Origin of the sequence: Kamptonema sp. PCC 6506 (assembly GCF_000180455.1) — a bacterium.
GTDB lineage: Bacteria > Cyanobacteriota > Cyanobacteriia > Cyanobacteriales > Microcoleaceae > Kamptonema > Kamptonema formosum.
Window position 1 is genome coordinate 18,016 of sequence record NZ_CACA01000265.1, and the last position, 16,342, is coordinate 34,357.

General features: G+C 45.5%; 16 protein-coding genes. 5 read left to right on the forward strand and 11 right to left on the reverse strand.

Translation table 11 applies throughout. From position 1 onward, the window contains the following. Positions 1-71: 71 nt before the first annotated feature. The 5 genes from clpX to fabG form a co-directional block, all read right to left on the reverse strand. Positions 72-1,415, reverse strand: coding sequence for an ATP-dependent protease ATP-binding subunit ClpX (gene clpX, locus OSCI_RS13680; RefSeq protein ID WP_007355576.1), 1,344 nt, complete (start codon positions 1,413-1,415; stop codon positions 72-74). A gap of 9 nt (positions 1,416-1,424) precedes the next feature. Continuing rightward, positions 1,425-2,114: an ATP-dependent Clp endopeptidase proteolytic subunit ClpP gene (gene clpP, locus OSCI_RS13685; protein ID WP_007355577.1), complete on the reverse strand. Its 690-nt coding sequence runs from the start codon at positions 2,112-2,114 to the stop codon at positions 1,425-1,427. 83 nt (positions 2,115-2,197) lie between these two features. Next, positions 2,198-2,323 carry a hypothetical protein gene (locus OSCI_RS31980; protein ID WP_267879543.1) on the reverse strand — a complete coding sequence of 42 codons (126 nt, stop codon included), beginning with the start codon at positions 2,321-2,323 and terminating at the stop codon, positions 2,198-2,200. Between the two features lie 17 nt (positions 2,324-2,340). Further along, a complete protein-coding gene (locus OSCI_RS13690; protein ID WP_007355579.1) occupies positions 2,341-5,148 on the reverse strand; it encodes a chloride channel protein in 2,808 nt (935 codons plus the stop codon). Positions 5,149-5,503: 355 nt separating this feature from the next. Then, on the reverse strand, positions 5,504-6,268 hold the full coding sequence (gene fabG, locus OSCI_RS13695) for a 3-oxoacyl-[acyl-carrier-protein] reductase (RefSeq protein WP_007355580.1): 765 nt from the start codon (positions 6,266-6,268) through the stop codon (positions 5,504-5,506). 76 nt (positions 6,269-6,344) lie between these two features. Between fabG and trxA the strand changes: the two genes are divergently transcribed. Next, positions 6,345-6,665 carry a thioredoxin gene (trxA, locus tag OSCI_RS13700; RefSeq protein ID WP_007355581.1) on the forward strand — a complete coding sequence of 107 codons (321 nt, stop codon included), beginning with the start codon at positions 6,345-6,347 and terminating at the stop codon, positions 6,663-6,665. A gap of 235 nt (positions 6,666-6,900) precedes the next feature. Here trxA and OSCI_RS13705 read toward each other — a convergent pair whose 3' ends face one another. The 5 genes from OSCI_RS13705 to OSCI_RS31505 all read right to left on the reverse strand — a co-directional run bounded on the left by OSCI_RS13705 (position 6,901) and on the right by OSCI_RS31505 (position 11,532). Next, positions 6,901-8,547: a hypothetical protein gene (locus tag OSCI_RS13705; protein WP_007355582.1), complete on the reverse strand. Its 1,647-nt coding sequence runs from the start codon at positions 8,545-8,547 to the stop codon at positions 6,901-6,903. A gap of 57 nt (positions 8,548-8,604) precedes the next feature. Next, positions 8,605-8,832, reverse strand: a complete 228-nt coding sequence (locus tag OSCI_RS13710) for a cyanobactin biosynthesis PatC/TenC/TruC family protein (RefSeq protein ID WP_007355583.1) — start codon at positions 8,830-8,832, stop codon at positions 8,605-8,607. 50 nt (positions 8,833-8,882) lie between these two features. After that, the gene (locus OSCI_RS28500) at positions 8,883-9,089 is read right to left on the reverse strand and encodes a cyanobactin biosynthesis system PatB/AcyB/McaB family protein (protein WP_007355584.1); all 207 of its coding nucleotides are present in this window, start codon (positions 9,087-9,089) and stop codon (positions 8,883-8,885) included. 126 nt (positions 9,090-9,215) lie between these two features. Then, positions 9,216-11,195 (reverse strand): S8 family peptidase, encoded by a 1,980-nt coding sequence (locus OSCI_RS13715; protein ID WP_007355585.1) that lies wholly within the window; start codon positions 11,193-11,195, stop codon positions 9,216-9,218. 127 nt (positions 11,196-11,322) lie between these two features. Further along, positions 11,323-11,532, reverse strand: a complete 210-nt coding sequence (locus OSCI_RS31505; RefSeq protein WP_019487313.1) for a hypothetical protein — start codon at positions 11,530-11,532, stop codon at positions 11,323-11,325. Positions 11,533-11,577: 45 nt separating this feature from the next. On the opposite strand from OSCI_RS31505, the gene OSCI_RS13725 reads away from it, so the two are divergent. The 3 genes from OSCI_RS13725 (at position 11,578) to OSCI_RS13735 (ending at position 13,626) form a co-directional block, all read left to right on the forward strand. Further along, the gene (locus OSCI_RS13725; RefSeq protein ID WP_007355586.1) at positions 11,578-11,829 is read left to right on the forward strand and encodes a DUF5837 family cyanobactin class RiPP; all 252 of its coding nucleotides are present in this window, start codon (positions 11,578-11,580) and stop codon (positions 11,827-11,829) included. Positions 11,830-12,199: 370 nt separating this feature from the next. Then, entirely contained in the window at positions 12,200-13,132 is a 933-nt protein-coding gene (locus OSCI_RS13730) for a DUF5838 family protein (protein WP_007355588.1), read from the forward strand. A 281-nt stretch (positions 13,133-13,413) separates the two neighbouring features. After that, positions 13,414-13,626, forward strand: coding sequence for a DUF5837 family cyanobactin class RiPP (locus OSCI_RS13735; RefSeq protein ID WP_019487314.1), 213 nt, complete (start codon positions 13,414-13,416; stop codon positions 13,624-13,626). Positions 13,627-13,722: 96 nt separating this feature from the next. Here OSCI_RS13735 and OSCI_RS31510 read toward each other — a convergent pair whose 3' ends face one another. Then, positions 13,723-13,902 (reverse strand): hypothetical protein, encoded by a 180-nt coding sequence (locus tag OSCI_RS31510; protein WP_157135564.1) that lies wholly within the window; start codon positions 13,900-13,902, stop codon positions 13,723-13,725. A 42-nt stretch (positions 13,903-13,944) separates the two neighbouring features. On the opposite strand from OSCI_RS31510, the gene OSCI_RS13745 reads away from it, so the two are divergent. After that, positions 13,945-16,314 (forward strand): TOMM precursor leader peptide-binding protein, encoded by a 2,370-nt coding sequence (locus OSCI_RS13745; RefSeq protein ID WP_007355589.1) that lies wholly within the window; start codon positions 13,945-13,947, stop codon positions 16,312-16,314. The last annotated feature ends 28 nt before the right edge of the window (positions 16,315-16,342 follow it).

Genomic DNA, 16,342 nt, shown 5'->3' on the forward strand with positions numbered 1-16,342 from the left:
TTCCTCAATTTTGACACTGACAAGCTAAATACAGTTAACAGTTAACCCTTAACAGTTAACCGTTAACATTCCTATGCAGATTCCGGTTTAGGTAGCGAAGATGGCAACACTAAAAGCTCAGCCGTAGAGCGTTTTTCTACCATTTCCTTCGTAATCGTGCAACGGGAAACATCCTTACGAGAAGGTAACTCGTACATTACATCTAACATTAATTCTTCCACAATTCCCCGCAGTGCCCGCGCACCAGTTTTACGCCGATAAGCTTCCTGCGCGATCGCCCGAATTGCCTCTGACTTGAAATCTAACTGTACATTATCCATCTTCAGCAGCTTTTGATACTGCTTCACCAGCGCATTTTTGGGCTCCGTCAAAATCGCCATCAAGGTTTCTTCATTCAGCGGTTCCACCACCGCCAGCATCGGTATCCTACCAATAAACTCTGGAATCATCCCGAATTTTACCAAATCGTCTGGTTCCAATTGCTTAAGCACGTCCGCCGTCCGCTTTTCTTTCGGTAGCAAATCCCCAGGCTGGACAAAACCCATTGACTTTTTGCCCGTTCTCTGCTCAATCACCTTATCTAAACCGACAAAAGCCCCGCCGCAAATAAACAAAATATTACTGGTATCAATCTGAATGCAATCTTGGTAAGGGTGTTTGCGCCCACCTTGAGGAGGTACATTCGCGATCGTCCCTTCCAACATCTTCAACAAAGCCTGCTGTACGCCTTCCCCCGATACGTCCCGCGTAATCGAAGGATTTTCACTCTTACGGGCAATCTTGTCAATCTCATCAATGTAGATAATTCCCCGCTGGGCTTCTTCCACATCTAAATCTGCCACTTGCAGCAGTCTGAGCAAGATATTTTCTACATCTTCCCCAACATAGCCAGCTTCCGTTAGCGTCGTCGCATCAGCCACAGCAAAGGGAACATCCAACATCTCTGCCAAAGTTTGAGCCAGTAGCGTCTTCCCACAACCCGTAGGGCCAATCAGCAGAATATTTGATTTTTGCAATTCTACCTCGTCCGTAGGCGGCTTGGTACTGCCCTTCACCGGAACGAAACTCAGGCGCTTGTAATGGTTGTAAACCGCCACTGAGAGGACTTTTTTCGCCTCATCCTGACCGATAACGTGCTCGTCTAGAAAATTCTTAATCTCTCTCGGCTTAGGAATTTGACCCAGCCCCAAAGTCTTACCAGCAGTAACGCGGCGTTTGACTGGCGCAGGTTCCGGGCGCGGGGGCGTTTGTGGCCCTACCGCGCCAGCATCAAACAACTCCTCATCCAAAATTTCATTGCACAAATCCACGCATTCATCGCAGATATAGACTCCGGGCCCAGCTATTAACTTGCGAACTTGCTCTTGAGACTTGCCACAAAAAGAACATTTTAGATGGGAGTCGTATTTAGACATAACTGCCTCTTATTTCATTGGAGTGACATTTTCTCCTGGTGCCGGAAGATTTTGCTTAAGGATCACCTGATCGACTAAGCCATAATCTTTAGCTTCAGCCGCTGACATGAAAAAGTCGCGCTCAGTATCGGCCTCAATTCTCTCCAGGGGTTGCCCCGTGTGGTGCGCCAGCAATTCATTCAGCTTACGCTTATGATATAGGATTTCTTTGGCTTGAATCTCAATATCTACAGCTTGGCCTTGAGCACCACCTAAAGGTTGGTGGATCATGATTCTGGAACTGGGCAGAGACATCCGCTTACCAGCCGCCCCAGCAGCCATGAGGAATGCCCCCATACTAGCAGCTAAGCCGTAACAAATTGTGACTACATCGGGGCGGACTTGCTGCATGGTGTCATAAATTGCCATACCTGCTGTGACGGAACCGCCGGGGGAGTTGATGTACAGTTGGATATCTTTTTCGGGGTCTTCGGCATCTAGGAACAATAACTGAGCCACGATGGAGTCAGCTACTTGATCGTCAACGGGGGTTCCTAGAAAGACGATCCGTTCCCGCAGGAGGCGGGAATATATGTCAAAGGCCCGCTCTCCCATCCCCGACTGTTCGAGTACCATTGGTACGACGTTGCTGGGGCTCACGGCGGATACCTCAAAATCGTTGAAGCTTGTAAATTGGTGGTTGGTCTGAGATATTACCATAATGATACCAGTCAAGGATTAATAAAACTTAGGGCTGATTTACGGCTGATTTTGCTCAAAGTTGAGGATCTAGCTTTGATCTATTATGCCTTAGTCAGTCTCGGATGGGGAATGGGTGCTGTACTGAGTTGTTGAGGGAGTGAGGGCGATCGCTCTTCGCTAGGTTGGGTAAGCAAATATGAATTTTGACTATCTCCTCTATTAGCCAATTACCAATTACCAATTTTCAAGTTACAGATCTTACTAAGATTACAGTACAGTTGCAGCCGCGAGCTACTGCTTCAGGAATATTGCCGTGCATCACTTGTTTTAATAATCCTTCCCGACTTGCTCCCAAAACAATTACATCGCACTTATTTTTCTGAGCTAGATCGATTAAAGTATCAGAAACAGACTTACCACAAACGGGAGTTACTATAACTGGACAACTCAACCGCCGCTTGAGAAACTTAGCTGCTTCATTCAAATCACTGGTATCGGGTTCAGCACTAGAAGATTGATGAACTTGACATAAACTAATTTCTGGAACAGCACTTAGAGCAACTAAAGCTGGTAATAACCTCACCGCCGCAGCTTGCTTATAATCCCCGCGAATTGGCACTAACCAACGATGTAAACCCATGAGGGTATGCAGTCCTAATTCCTGCATTCTGATGTCGGAATCTGGGATAGGACATTGAGTATTAGGTCGCGGACAAGAACCATCAGGAATTGGACATTCGACATTTATGTTATCTTTAGAAACAGCATTCTCTGACAAAAAGGGTAGATTTTCTGTAGGATTTTCAATATTATTTTTAGATAGTTTGTAATTTTTTACTAATAGTTTTTCACTCCATTTCACCAAAACTACTTCGCAACCAGCTTGGCGAATTACAGTATCGACAACGTTGCCAAAAATTCTACCAGAAGCAGAGATTTCACCTTGCCAACCCATCAAAATTAGATCGATGTGTCGCTCCTTAATTGTTTCTAAAATTGCGTGAGCGACATCGTGAGCTACTCGTATTTGCGTGTGTACAGGTACGCCCCAATTACGAGCAATTCGCTCAGCTTGTTGTAGCAGTCGGCGGCTTCTTGTTGTTCGTACTAAAGCTTCTGAGGGAGGGGTATTGCGGGGTACTAGGATCACTTGCAGGCATTCTAGCTCGCAATTGCGATCGCGCGCGATCGCGGCCGCTACTCGTAGCAAAGCTGGAGCTGTTTGCGGATTGCTCAGGGGTACCAGCAGTCGGCCACTTCCTACTTGCGGAGCCTTGGTTTGATATACAACGTAAGAAGGCTCTGGATGTGGCCCCATCTGACCTGCTTCGCCTGTCAAATGGTCAGATTCTGCGCGGATAATGTCACTGCGGGTGATAATTCCTACTAAGTGGCGGCCTTCGGTGACTGGCAAACGACTGAGATGATATCGGTTGAGTAGGCAGAGAATCTCACTTAAAGTATCGCGCGGCTCTACTGTAATTGGCTGCACTGTCATGATCTCACTGAGCAGCGTATCTCCCGGTAGCTGGCGGCTGTTGGCTTGAGCTAAATCTGTCTGAGTCAAAATTCCTACCAGTTTGCCAGCATCAACGACTGGGAATCCTCGGTGGTGCGATCGCGAAAATGCTTGGATTGCTTCATCTAGAGTCATCAGGCTGGATAGAGTTTCGACTCGGCGCTGCATGACATTAGCTGCATGGAGGCTGCTTAAAGCATCATTGACAGGCTTTTCCTTTTTGAGGTTAATGCCGCTAAGGTCTAAAAGATGGTCGTACAAGGAGTCACTATCTATTTTTTCCGCAACTAAGTAGGCGATCGCACAGCAGATCATTAAAGGTAATACCAGTTTAAAATCAGTAGTAATCTCAAATACGATCACTACTGCCGTGATCGGCGCTCTGGTGACAGCACAAAAAAATGCCCCCATTCCAGTTAGAGCATAGGTTGTAGCTATTCCTAAATCCAGAAAATTTTCCTGCCAAATTCCCACAATGTAACCCAAGGCTGAACCGAGAACCAGGGAAGGTGCGAATAATCCTCCGGGAGCTCCCGATCCGGCGGCGATACTTGTGAGGGCGAATTGAGCGACAAAAGCGGTGAAACTGGTTTGAATGCTGGCTTCCCCAGTGAGAATAAATTCTCGCAAACCCGTGTTGTTGCGAAAGTTTTCAGGGAGTACGGCTACTGTCAAACCGCAAATTAAGCCAGCTAGAGCGACTCGTAAGGGAAACCCGAAATGGAGCGATCGCTTGTTAAATATTAAAACTGCGAATATACTTTTAGTAAATAAAGCCCCAAAAACTCCGGCTAAAACTCCTAACAATATATAAAAAGGGATTTCCTGAGCGACAAAACTGCTTTGGTAAGTCTGGACATTTAAGTTAAGGCTGTTACCGGCTAATAATTCTGAGACAACGGCCCCAATAAAAGAAGAGATAATTGCAGTACCTAAAGTGAGGCCTGAGACATCGTGGAGCAGTTCTTCAACTACAAATAGTACACCCGCGATCGGCGTGTTGAAACCAGCCGCAAGTCCCGCCGCAGCACCGCAAGCGATTAATTGACGGCGGTATTCTGGGGAAGTGGGAATCCAATTACTAATCCCAGCAGCCAAAGATGCTCCGATTTGCACTGTGGGGCCTTGTCTTCCCAAGGTTAAGCCAGAACCGACGGCTAAAATTGTGCCGATGAGTTTAGCGATCGCGACGCGCAAATTTAGAGGTAAACCGACACCAGCCAGAGCAGATTTAACGTGAGGAATGCCGCTACCAGCGGCTTCTGGTGCTAAACGCTCTACCAGTAAACCAGTTAACAGTCCTCCCATCAAGCCGACAGTTGGTAGTAGCAACCAAGGAGGAATGGCTAAAGAGGCGGAAACTCGCCAACTTCCGAGCCATCCTACCCCAAGTTTTAGTAACACGCCTGCTAAACCGCAGACTAAACCAATTAAGCAAGCTTCAAAGATCGCGAGGCGTTTCGGTCGCAGAAATTGAGATGCGATCGCTCTGGAAGAACCACGAAAATGCTTAGAGACGGGAATGTACCACATAACCTTCAAGAGTATGTCTTAAATTTAATATTCACAAAAATTAAATTAAACAAGGATGAAAACAGAAAAGCTCAACAATTACAAGTAAGTTGCATATCATATATATAGTGACAGAATCAGAGAGCAGAAATTATTAAAAACTCCTGTGAAAGCTTACTGCCAGAGGCTTCGGAAATACAAAGATTGAAAATTGAACCTGAGAATGAAAAAGCCGCGATCGGTAATAGTTTGGCCAAAATTACGTAACGCCACCAACAAACGCGGTAAAGTCACCGCGCTTGTTGGCGGCGCTACACAACTTTTCAGAATTGGTATAACTCTGGATAGACTCAAAGTCTGTCAAGTCATCCTATCTTTATGCCATCACCATTCCCCCATCCACATTAAAAACTTGCCCCGTAATGTAAGCAGCAGCAGCATCAGCAGCCAAAAACTTTACCATCCCTGCAACTTCCTCCGGTAGACCATACCGACCTAGAGGAATATATTTCAAAATGTCATCAGATTTGATATCTTTTGTCATATCTGTGGTAATAAATCCCGGTGCAACTGCATTTACAGTAATACCCCGACTTGCTAACTCTTTGGCAATGGTTTTAGTAAACCCAATTGTTCCCGCTTTTGCAGCACTATAATTAGCTTGTCCGGGATTTCCCATTTGACCGGCAACTGAAGCAATATTAATAATTCGGCCGCTACGTTGCTTCAGCATAATTTTACTAGCTGCTTTCGTACACAAAAATACGCCTGTCAAATTCAAATCAATTACTGCTTGCCAATCTTCCAGTTTCATTCGCAGTAACAAAGTATCGCGGGTAATCCCAGCATTGTTAACTAAAATATCAATGCGACCCCATTTTTCCATGACGCTATTGGTGAGTGCGTCTACTTGGTCAACTTTGGATACATCGGCTAAAAGTGCGATCGCATCCCCCCCAGCAGCAACAATTTCCGCCACTACCTCATCAGCAGCACTATTAGATCTCGCGTAGTTTACCGCCACATTAGCACCCTCTGCTGCTAAGGATAAGGCGATCGCCCGACCAATTCCCCGCGATGCACCCGTAACGATCGCCACTTGACCCCGCAAGCGTTGTAGCGACTCTGGCAATACTTCCATAAAAATTCCTCACAATGTCAGCTCTAAGAATTTTGCATTAAAATAAGCCATAACCACAAAAAATTTGTTTTTTCCTATGGCAATAAAGAAGGAGTTCAACAGTTTTGATGAGTTAATATCAGGCTCTGAGTTGCCTGTACTCGTCGATTTTTATGCTACTTGGTGCGGCCCTTGCAAGATCATGGCCTCAATTCTGGAAGAGGTTAATGCTCAAATGAAGGATCGCCTCCAGATTGTCAAAATCGACTCGGATAAATACGAGGATTTAGCATCGGAGTATCATATTCACGCTTTACCAACGCTGGTACTGTTTAAAAATGGTCAACAAGTAGATCGGATTGAGGGGGTACTCCAGACCCCACAATTAATTCAGCGATTGCAATCTTTTGTCTCATAATAGGGGGGCTTTCATTTTGGAGGCAAAGCCTGTGAAAGTTCAAGGTATAGCAGGAGGCTGTTCGGCTTGAGACAGGGGGCAGGAGGAAAATGCAATAATAGAAAGGGTGTAGGCGATCTATCCTTTCCTAAGCGTTGTGGCGGTTGCTATAACGGGCGTACTCAGATTTTGACTCCCCCTGAAATCTCTAGGCCGAGGGTGATAAGTAATTTTTATTTGAAGCAGGTCGCTACAGTTAAGTAGCGCGATCGCTTTCCCTATTCGTCGGTTGGACTGCCATCATGTAGATTGGCATATTTACTGCTGTCGTTGAGATACTACTTTGGGGCGCAGCCACTAAATTAGCTGGATTCAAAGAAAATAATCCCCCAGTATTAGCTACTGAAGCAGTTGAATTTGTGGGTTGAACCGTTGTCATCTGCGTTGATTGAGATACAAGCGCCCCGCCAACGACCGCAGCGAAATATAATGGCACGACAGGAATTAACTGCTGTGTTTCCTCTACTTTCGCTTCGCTAGAAACACAAATAATTTGGGTAAGGATGTCCGCAAATCCTCCCAAAGCATCTTTGTCAGTAAAAGCCTGTCCACCCGTCTCTTGTGCTACACGGGCGAACTCAGCCGCCGTTTTATCTCGTCCCTTGCTTTTAGACGTTCCAAAATAAGTATGAACGATCGCCCCGGCACTTTTAGCCTTTTCAATAGCGCGATTAGCTGCCTCGATATCCTCTTGTTCGGTATCGTCACCACCTTCAAGAGCTTCATCACTTAAATAAAAGATCGCACGGGATGCACCATCTCGCCAATTAAAGTGTGTCGAGATATCCTCAATTGCCCTAGCTCCATCCTCTTGCGCTCCGCCACCAGGAATTTCTCCGCGCTTGCGACCTCTTATTTCTGTTTCAGCAACTCCGCAACTATTAATTAGATATGCCCGCAAAGTTTGCTGGAAATTGGTATTTTTCCAAGTTCCTTCCAGCCCAAACCACTCAACTCGCAAATCGCTCGGACAGCTTGAACTAGCCTTTTTTATAGCCGCTTCTGCCGAATTGCTCAGGCCTTCAGCTTCGTCTTTCATTGAAACGCTGGTATCGATGACTATCACCAAGTCCACCGACTTGTTTTGAGTAGTAGAACTCGTGCTTGACGAGGTGCTAGTTGCTGAAAAACCAACTAAATGCTGCGCTTGCACGAAGTAAACAGGGATAACGGGAACGAGTTGAGGGGTAGTATCTCTATTTCTAGTCGAGCAAATAACCGTTTTCAGAATCTCAGCAAAACCACCAATAGCATTTTGATTTCTAAAACCATGTCCGCCCGTCTCTTGTGCTAGGCGGACGTACTCAGCCGCCGTTTTATCTTGTCCTTGGCTTTTAGATGTTCCGAAATAAGTATGAACGACAACTCCAGCATTTCTGGCTTTTTCAATGGCGCGGTTAGCTGCTTCAATATCCTCTTGTTCGGTACTGTCGCCACCACCTTCTAAAGCTTCGTCACCTAAATAAAAAATGGCACGGGATGCACCATCTCGCCAATTAAAGTAAGTGGAAATATCTTCAATAGCTCTAGCCCCGTCCTCTTGTGCGCCGTTTGCGGGAACCTCGCCGCGCTTACGACCTCGTATTTCTGTTTCAGCGACTCCGCAATTATTAATCAGATATTCTCGCAAAGTCTGCTGGAAATTGGTATTTTCCCAAGTTCCCTCAATACCGAACCACTCAATTCGTAAATCGCACGGACAGCTTAAACTAGCTTTTTTGATAGCAGATTCTGTGGCGTGGTTAAGAATGTCGATTTTGTCTTTCATTGAGGGGCTAGTGTCAATGACAATTACTAAATCGACGAGGGTAGCCTCTTTTTCAGGGCGAGTGATTGCAGCCATGATTTTTTGTTCTCTAAATAAGTCTTTTTTAACTTTCTGAAAAATCTCACTTATTCGCTAAGACGAAATCCGACCCCGGCGGAATGGTTTCGGTTCTTTTTCTGAAGCTGTTTGATTTTTGAGCATTTCCTCCCACCAAAAGCCATTATTTTTAAGTCCGGTGGCTAACAAATGTTGTTTGGCTTCTTCAAGTTTATTGGCTGCTTCTGAGGCATTTTTTGCTTGAGATTCCTGCCCCTCTGTAGCTGCTTCTTTTGGCTGGTTTTTCTCGGAATTTTTAGCCATAGTGCGTAATTCTCCACTTGCTGTTAACTATATACTGCTGATGCAGAACATTACAGACACCTACATCCACTGGAAGACTTAACTTGTTGATAACTTCTGTGGGCAAATGCGGCGGGGTCGTTAAAGTTTGCTCCGTACAATAAATCCATGCGAATGCGGACTAAATCTTCTACTGTTCCGTGAATGACATCTACTGCTTGATGAGGATGGATAATATCAGGTCTTTTCACAGGGGGGGAAAGGTTGGGTAATCTCATTTTTTCCTCTGTAAGTTAGTCAGAATGGAAGTCCGTAGGTTGGGTGCAAACAAGTAAAACTAAATACTTATTGAAACTCGATCTTGGGTGAAGCCCAGCACAACCCAACCTACTTAAAAAGAAGCATTAATAAGGTGTAGACCAAGAACGGACATCGCCCAAGGTAACAGGAATAATATCGCTTACATCTATAGTAAAGCGGTATACCCTCTTAGCACGGCGGCTATTTTCTGGATCGAAAAATTTTAGTTTCACATCCCAACAATCGCTATCAGGACGAGAGAAGGGACTTTTATCTACTGTAATACTATCTAATTCCATTCCCTCTGCCACTGCTTGGGCAAAGGTTGTCGCCGCTTGGAAAGCATTAGTAGCGGCAAAATTCAGCGCCCTATCTTGGGAAGTGGTGCCCAAATTGCGTAAGTCATAATAAATCCGGTTGAGGAAGCTGCTGAGAGTGCGACGGATGGCCTCCTCTTGCGCGTCTGTGGCTGTAGCTCGTACAGTATTTATAGCCGCATTGACTAAGTTGTTAACTTTCCAGCCGTAGAGTCCGCGAATGTTGTAAAGTTCAATTACGGGAACGACTTGCCCGGAAAATAGCTTGATGCTGCGCCCAGATAAAACGCCAGGGATGCTGACTCGTTCGACGTATTCTGCGTTATCTTCTGGGTAGATTTGTCCTGCGAGTAGTTGTTGCAATACTGCATAGGCATCTCTAGCAAAACCGCCTACTGGTTCGATAGCATAAATTGGGGTCAATTCTAGGTTGAGCGTCCAAATTAAAGCTTTAGCTTCCGAAAGAGTGTCTGCTAAATAATCCACCATCTGCCGCGCATCGTAGGGGTTCGCGGGAATCACGGTGTTGTCTATTGTAGCTCCTGGCATCAGTTGCTTAAAGGAGTCGCGCCTTGCTTCTGTACCGAAGTCATAACCGAGGGTTCCCAAAGCATAAACCAAGTTGGCATCGGCGAGTTCGCTGGGTGCTTGGCTGGCAGTAACGTAATTAGAGGCGCGATTTGACATGGCAATCTGTCTGGGAGTAGATGAATTAGTAAATGCGGGTAGATTAGAAGTAGGTACGGGTGCGGGAGTTGCAGCAACAACTTCAGCAGGTTCGGTTATCAAAACTTCTTCTGGGATTTGGCTATTAGGTAGGGCATCACTGGTTTGGGGGCTGCCACAGCCACAACCAGAGGCGGCAACTGTTTCTAATTCTTCTGACACGGTTTCTCCTATCAGGTATTGCAAAGCACCAGCAATATTTAATTTGCCAACTAAACAACGATCGGTATCGATGGTATCAGTTGGCGAACAGGGTATGGCAGTCTCTAGTAAGGCTGTCCTGACTTTTTGGGGATTGGGTTTTTCTCCCCGTTGCAATTGCAGACTCAGAAGTAAAGCGGCAACTCCGCTGACGATGGGAGTAGCAAAGCTGGTGCCACTGAGTGGGATTGTACCACCTCCTGGTTTGGCTCCTAAAATGTTTTCTCCGGGAGCGAGGATGCCTTGGCTTTGGTAAGTTTCTCCCCAGTTACTAAAGTCGATGGGTTTTCCCGACTCGTCCATTGCGCCGACTGCTAGCACAGTTGGCATAGCGGCGGGAACGTGCAAGCATTCGCAACCATCATTTCCGGCGGCGGCAACTATTAAAACGTTACGTTCATTGCACAGACGCACAGCTTTTTCCAGCCAACCTTCGGCTTCCCCAAAGTCGGTGAGTTGTCCACCACTTATATTAATGATGTGCGCCCCAGCATTTATGGCTTGTTCAATGGCGCGAGATAAGTCGAGTTGCGATAGCTTCAGTCGTTCATCTGCAAATACGGGAACGATTAAACCGCGACATTTTGGCGCAATGCCCTGCACGGGAGAACCGAGTTGACCAAAAATAATACTGGCAACGTGAGTACCGTGTGCGGACATGGAACCATTGGTGCTAGCTTCCCCTGCAACTAGGGTAGGCAGTCGCGTTAAAGATGCCCCTGTAAAACAAGGGTGATTTTGGTCAACTACCCCATCGAGGACGGCAATGCAAATGGTAGAGTCGCCCTTAGTTCTTTCCCATAGTTGTTGTATTTCTGGGATTTGTTTGAGCTTGGGCATTCATTTAAAAAATGCTTGGGCAATTTCAAGTTATAGACAATACCATGAAAGGCGATCGCTCTCCTGCTTTTTCATAAAACTTAAAGAAAATCCTTGACAATTCCTACTTTTCCTAAAAAATTGCGTCCTATTTATTAGGAAAATTCTTGACAAAAGTATTGTTTGTAGTTACATTTCCTTTAAAGTTCATTCCCAAGAGTTTGCAATAGCTTCCAGGGCTGCGGTAGGTGCAGTCACGCAGCGTGCGATCGCCCATAAATCCCAATCGCCTCCCTCCCCCAAAAAAAGCTTTAGCGATCGCTCTTTCTACAAGCGACACACAACCAGCTTCTTCCACAACAGAAGAAGAAAATCACAAAAAGCAGCAAAGGAGAAAACTCAAATGGAAAAGAAAAACTTGATGCCCCAGCAAGCTCAACCCATTGAGCGCATCACTACTGGACAATTGCCGGATGTGCTTGCAGAATTGTCGGAAGAAGCTCTTTGGCAACAAGAGGACTCATCGGGAGGCAGCATCAATGCAGGAGTGATACCCCAGGGTCAATTTGGGAGTTGTAATTGTTCAGTTTCTAGTGGTGATTATTGGTCAACCTTTAATTTGGGGCCGTTGTGTTCCTTCGACGAGGCCGAGTAATCTCCCATCTCCCCAATTCTATCACTTACCTCAACCTCAAAAATAGCAGTTTACCAATTGAGAAAGTGCATAATTTTGGGTAAATCATCGGGTTGGGGAGGTTCGCTCAGATAATGAATGCGATCGGACATGATACAAAGGACGTAGAGTTTGAATTTGTATTTATCCAATGCCTTTTTAACTGTATAAAGAAACAAATTAACAACACTCGCGCCTTGCTAAGTTAAACTCGCTATTGCAACGAATGGCGATCTTAAAAATATCCAGTTGTTAAATTACGGCGTTTCCTGGGCATTTATTCATGATGCTAGTTAAAACCTAACAAGACTTTCATCATAATAGAATAGCAGCCATTAAAACTTAACAATCAATGATAATCTTATCAGCAAGTGACTCAACTCGACCTATCTTCACCCTTCCGAAACCGTTAACTCAAGAGCAAAAACTACATTGTATCAATGCCCATCGACAAGCATTTGATGTTCAACCTTTATATCCTCTAGATATTTTTCAAGACTTTATTACTAAAACTGATGGTATTGATACAATAGAAGCCTCCTGTAAAATTGAAGCGGATAAATTACAGGCAGCAAGATTCGTAGCTTTATCTTCGCAAGAGATTGAGAGAAAACTAACAGAATTTCTCACCTTTTTTCGTCAAGTGGAAAGTCGAGTCGATGTGCAACTCAACTATGACTTACTTCACAAGTTTCTCGGAAAATCTTTTGACTTCAGCAAAGTAACTAGAATTACAACGGGAGTGGATTTGCGACCAAATATTTCTGACTCTAGCTTGAAAATCCATATTCGGCTAAATGACCATCCAGAAAACTTGAAAAAAATAGAGGCGGCTTTAACTCTTGATGGCAATGATTCTACTGCTCAACGCTGGATTGCCTTGCAAACAGTGCATCTGATTGGATTCGATTTCTACTTAAATGGTCGCAGTGAGATTGAGCTTTATTGCGAACTAACCGAAAAACAATTTCAACAGCCAGATATCCAATCTTTTCTCCAGCAAACCTTTCCCCCATTCGTCCTAGAACCTCTCAAAGTATCAAGTGTATTCTTTACTGGTTTGTCAAAAGATAATACCGAGCCAGTGCTATATTATTGTCTGAAAGATAAAAAAGATTTGTTGAGTTATTTTCCAATAAATGATACGGCACAGAGAGTCCATGCTTTTTATCAAAATCAACCTGTTTACTCTTCCATGTGGGTAGGTGTAGCTCAAGGGGAGTTGCAAAAGACTAGAATTGACAATATCCGACTTTACTACTCTAAAAAAAATTATTCTAAATAATGCAAATATCAGCAAACGTTGACCAAAAATAATACTGGCAACGTGAGTACCGCGTGCGGAGATGGAACCATCGGCGCTAGCTCTGCAACTAGGGTAGCTAGTCGCGTTAGGTTTGCCTCTGTAAAACAAGAGTGATTTTGGTCAACTAAGTAGAAGGAAGAAGGAAAATGCTAAACTGCTTGGGCAACCAAGTGATAGATAGTATTATGAGAGGCAATTGCTCTACTGAGTAAGTCTCGACAACAGGACACCAATCAACCAAATATTAGGAGAATCCTATCATGGACAACAAAAACTTGATGCCCCAGCAGGCACAACCTGTTAACCGGCTCGCTACTGGACAACAGCAAGCGGAACTGGCAGAACTGTCCGAAGAAACTCTCTCCCAGATGGATAGTTCATCTGTACTACCGTCGTGGGGGGATAAATATGCGTGTAGTAATACCTGGGGTGATTGTGTAGTCTGTTCTTATGACGGAGAAGACGCAGAATAGATTTCCACTCTAGCTGCATCTGTTAATTTCCTCAAAAATGTTTTTTCTCCTTTCTAGGAGCGTGATTCGCCCCGATGAATCGCTGGGCAACTACCCTTATGTAGGGGTTTCGGATACCTGGCACCCGCCTGATGGTGGAGTAAAGTTACTAATTCCTTTTTCGTTGCCTCCTTTGAGGTTTAAGCCAGCTAGGAGTTTATTTCCCCAATGGTACTTTCTGGCTGGCTTACTTTTCGGTTGGTAGCGGTTACAAAATCCGCGATTTTTTCTTGACATTTCCTTTTAAATCCTTTTAAAATTCGAGCTAGATAAAATTCCATGAACTCGACAAAAATCCTTCAAATCAAACCCCATTTTCGCGTCGAAATCATCGAACCCAAACAAGTTTACCTACTCGAAGAAAACTCCACCCACGCCCTCACAGGAAGCCTCTACTGCCAAATCCTTCCCCTCCTCAACGGTGAAAACAGCCTACAAGACATCATCGAAAAACTTGACGGACAAGTTCCACCCGAATACATAGACCACGTACTGCAACGACTACAAGCCAAAGGCTACCTCACAGAAGCCGCCCCCGACTTATCGCCAGAAATCGCCGCCTTCTGGAGTGCCTTGGGCATCGACCCCCCCACCGCCGCCCAATCCCTACAGCAAGCAAAAATTGCCCTCACCGCAGTTGGGGAAATCTCCCCAGAACCCCTAGCCGCTTCCCTAACAGCAGTTGGCATTCATACCCAACCTTGGGAAACCCAGCAGTCTACATCCCCCTATACCCTGTTAGCAGTTCTCACCGACGATTACCTACAACCCGACCTAGCCAAAATCAACCAAATAGCCCTACAAACCAATCAACCTTGGCTTCTGGTCAAACCGGCTGGTAACATCCTCTGGCTAGGGCCAATTTTCATCCCTCAAGAAACAGGTTGCTGGCAATGCCTCGCCCATCGCTTGCGGGGAAATCGGGAAGTAGAAACCTCCATTTTGCACCAGAAAGCCAAACTCTCCCTAAATCAGAGCCGGCAAACCCCTACTTCTCCCTCCCTTACTAAGGAGGGGTCAAACTCTTCTCCCCCCCTTACTAAGGGGGGACAGGGGGGTATCTCCGGTTGCCTCCCCACCGCCCGCGCCACACTCCCCTCCACTGTGCAAACCGCCCTACAACTCACCACCACTGAAATCGCCAAATGGGTTGTGCAACAGCAAACTGCCACCAATCTGAAAGGGAAAATTCTCACCTTCAACCAAATCTCCCTAGAACTGCAAACCCACACCCTGCCTCACCGTCCCCAATGTTCCGCCTGTGGCAATCCGCAACTGTTAACTGAAATAGGTTTTCAACCCGTTACCCTGCGTCCCCTGGCCAAACACTTTACCAGCGATGGCGGTCATCGTTCCGTCACCCCCGACCAAACCGTACAAAACCACCAACATTTAATTAGTCCGATTACCGGAGTCGTCACCGCCCTAGTCCGCGTTTCCGACCCCAACAATCCCCTCGTCCATACCTACAGCGCCGTTCACAGTTTCGGCAGCGCCACCTCTTTGAAAGGACTGCGCCACGTTTTGCGCCATAAAAGTTCCGGTAAGGGAAAAACCGACCGCCAATCAAAAGCCAGTGGTTTCTGTGAAGCAGTCGAACGCTATTCGGGGATTTTCCAAGGCGACGAACCCCGGAAACAAGCAACTTTGGCAGAACTAGGAGAAAAAGCAATTCATCCATACCGATGTTTGCATTTCAGTCCCCGCCAATATGAAAATCGGGAAGCATTGAACGAGAAAAATACTGTCGCCCACGATTGGATTCCCCAAACTTTTGATGAAAGCCAATCGATTGACTGGACACCCGTTTGGTCGCTAACGGAACAAACCCATAAATACTTACCCACTGCTTACTGTTATTACGATTATCCATCGCCCAAAGACCACCGTTTCTGTAAAGCAGATTCCAACGGTAACGCTGCTGGGAACACTTTAGAAGAAGCGATTTTGCAAGGGTTTATGGAATTAATCGAACGGGATAGCGTCGGAATATGGTGGTACAATCGTCTGCAACGTCCGGCAGTAAATTTAGCCAGTTTTGATGAGCCTTATTTTTTAGAACTGCAAACTTATTATCAAAATAATGGCAGAGAACTTTGGGTGCTCGATTTAACTGCCGATTCAGGTATTCCCGCTTTTGCTGGCGTGTCTCGGCGCATTGATGGCGGTGCAGAAAGAATTATTGCTGGATATGGCGCACATTTAGACCCAAAAATTGCCATTTTACGCGCCGTTACAGAAGTAAATCAAATCGGTTTGGAGTTGGATAAAGTAGAAGCCGAAAAGTTAGAAGGGGCATGGCGAGATTGGTTATTAAATGCCACTTTAGAAAATCAACCTTATCTTGCTTTTGACCCCAATGTTACTCCTAAAGTTTATAGCGATTACCCCCAACTTTGGAGCGATGACATCTATGAAGATGTAATGACTTGTGTGGAAATTGCCAAAAATGCCGGATTGGAAACCTTGGTACTCGACCAAACTCGCCCGGATATTCGGTTAAATGTAGTTAAGGTTATTGTGCCAGGATTGCGCCATTTTTGGTCGCGTTTTGGGGCAGGAAGATTGTATGATGTCCCTGTAAAACTGGGTTGGTTATCTGCGCCACGTTTGGAAGAGGAAATGAATCCGATGCCGATGCCATTTTAACGGCTTTTTCGGTTTTTACTTCTATTTT